The organism is Archangium sp. (assembly GCF_036388035.1).
GTDB lineage: Bacteria > Myxococcota > Myxococcia > Myxococcales > Myxococcaceae > Archangium.
Map to the genome: position 1 here is coordinate 1 of NZ_DASVSO010000082.1, position 2,311 is coordinate 2,311.

The following is a 2,311-nucleotide window of genomic DNA, read 5'->3' on the forward strand; positions in this document are numbered from 1 at the left end:
GCACGTCTTCAGCCGGTTGAGGTCGTAGTTGACGGTGAAGGGCTGGCCGGCCTTCAGCGTCCCGGCGACCGTATAGGGGCCGCTCGCCGGAAAGGAGATGGTCGCGGTCTGAGCCACGGCGGAGGTGGCGAGCAGCAGGGGCAGGACGAGCGCGCACAGCTTGGACGACATGGGGTTCTTCTCCAGAGGATGAGGGGCGGCGGAGATCGGGGGGCGCCGCCGCAATAGAGGTTCTCCGGGACTCTGCCCGAAAGTTTCCTGCCCTTCCTCATTTTTCTCGTTTCACTCGGAGAGGGCCTGGAAGCCGACCGGCGTCCCCTTCCGCACCCGTGGCAGGCTCTCGGCTCATGCCTCCGGAAACCGCCCCCGCCCCGCGCGTCCCGCCGCTGCTCGTCCCCGGGCTCGCGCTCGCCACGGCGGTGCTGCACCTGCTCTTCGCCCACCGCTACGGCTACTTCCGGGACGAGCTCTACTTCATCGCCTGCGGGCAACGGCTCGACTGGGGCTACGTGGACCAGCCGCCCCTCATCGCCGTGGCCGCCCGGCTCGCCACCTCGCTCTTCGGCCACTCCCTCACCGGACTGCGAGTGCTGCCCGCGCTCGCCGCCGCCGGCCTCGTGGCCCTCACCGGGCAGCTCACGCGACGCTTTGGCGGTGGAGCCTTCGCGGTGGGACTCGCCGCCCTGCCCACCGCGCTCGCCCCCCTCTTCCTCTTCGAGGGCCATACCCTCACGATGAATGCCTTCGAGCCCCTCCTCTGGACGAGCTGCGCCGCCGTGCTGGTGCACCTGGTGCGGACCGGGCAGCAGCGCGCGTGGCTCGCCCTGGGCGCGCTCGTCGGCGTGGGCCTGCTCAACAAATACTCCATGGGCTTCTTCGCCGCGTGCCTGGGGCTCGGCGTGCTCCTCACCCCCGCGCGCGGGCTGCTGGCCAGCCGCTGGCTCGTGCTCGGCGTACTGCTCGCCGTCGCGCTCGTACTGCCCAACCTCCTCTGGCAGCACCACCACGGCTGGCCCATGCTCGAGCTGCTGCGCAACGGGCAGCTCTACAAGAACGCCCCCTTCCAGCTCGGTGAGTTCGTCCGAGGGCAGATCCTCCTGCTGCACCCGCTCGCCGTGCCGCTGTGGCTCTCCGGGCTCGGCTTCCTCCTGTTCGCCCCCACCGCCCGGCCCTACCGGGCCCTCGGGCTCACCTACGTCTTCCTCTTCGTCCTGCTCGCCTTCCTGCGCGCCAAGGACTACTACCTGGCCCCCGCCTACCCCATGCTGTTCGCCGCGGGGGCCGTGGTCGCCGAGCGCCGCATCTCGCGCCCGGTGCCGCGCGGCGTGGTGCTCATCCTGGGACTGGTGGGTTTCGCCGCCCTCGCGCCGCTGACCCTGCCCGTGCTCCCCGTCGACACCTTCATCGCCTACCAGCGCGTCCTGGGCCTCGAAGGGCCCCGCCACGAGCGCCATACATTCGGCGTCCTTCCCCAGCACTACGCGGACCAGCACGGCTGGGAGGAGCTCGTCTCCTCGGTGGCCGAGGTGTACCAGCGCCTGCCTCCGGAGACGCGGGCGCGCACCACCCTCTTCGCGCAGAACTACGGCGAGGCCGGCGCGCTCGACTGGCTCGGCCGCGCCCAGGGGCTGCCTCCGGCGCGCTCGGGCCACAACCACTACTTCCTCTGGGGGCCCGGCGAGGAGCCCGAGCACCTCCTCGTGGTGGGGGGTGACCTCGAGGATCTCCAGCCGCTGTGCGAGCGCGCCGAGGTCGCCGCGCGCGTGCCACCCAATCCCTACGTGATGCCCTACGAGGACAACCTGCCGATCCACCTGTGCTCGGGGCTGAAGGTACCGCTGGCCACGCTCTGGCCCCGCCTGAAGAACTACCAGTAGCGCGTGGAGTCCGCCGAGGGCCGCGTCCTTGACAGGTAGGGTGGACACGGCCTGCACTGCCTCGCATGACCGAACTGCGCCACCGTTTCGTCGATGCGAAGAACCTCCGCATGCACCTCGTGGAGGCGGGACCCGAGAAGGGCCCTGTCGTGCTGCTCTGCCACGGCTTCCCCGAGAGCTGGTACTCGTGGCGCCACCAGCTTCGGGCACTGGCCGCGGCGGGCTATCGGGCGGTGGCGCCAGACATGCGGGGCTATGGGCAGACGGAGGCGCCAGCGGCGCTGCACGCCTATACCCAGCTCCACCACGTGGGAGACATGGTGGGCGTGCTCGACGCGCTCGGCGTGGACAAGGCCGTGGTGGTGGGCCATGACTGGGGGAGCCCGGTGGCCTGGAACGCGGCGCTGTGGCGGCCCGAGCGCTTCCACGCCGTG

General features: G+C 71.1%; 2 protein-coding genes. Both read left to right on the forward strand.

Annotated features, from left to right (window positions below):
• Nucleotides 1–347: 347 nt before the first annotated feature.
• Nucleotides 348–1,877 carry a glycosyltransferase family 39 protein gene (locus VF697_RS03435; RefSeq protein ID WP_331092028.1) on the forward strand — a complete coding sequence of 510 codons (1,530 nt, stop codon included), beginning with the start codon at nucleotides 348–350 and terminating at the stop codon, nucleotides 1,875–1,877.
• Nucleotides 1,878–1,942: 65 nt separating this feature from the next.
• Nucleotides 1,943–2,311, forward strand: a 369-nt coding sequence (locus VF697_RS03440; protein ID WP_331092029.1) for an alpha/beta hydrolase, incomplete at its 3' end; no start/stop codon positions are given.

Coding starts and splice junctions, on each gene's coding strand:
- VF697_RS03435 (WP_331092028.1), top strand. CDS start 348: ATGCCTCCGGAAACCGCCCCCGCCCCGCGCGTCCCGCCGCTGCTCGTC.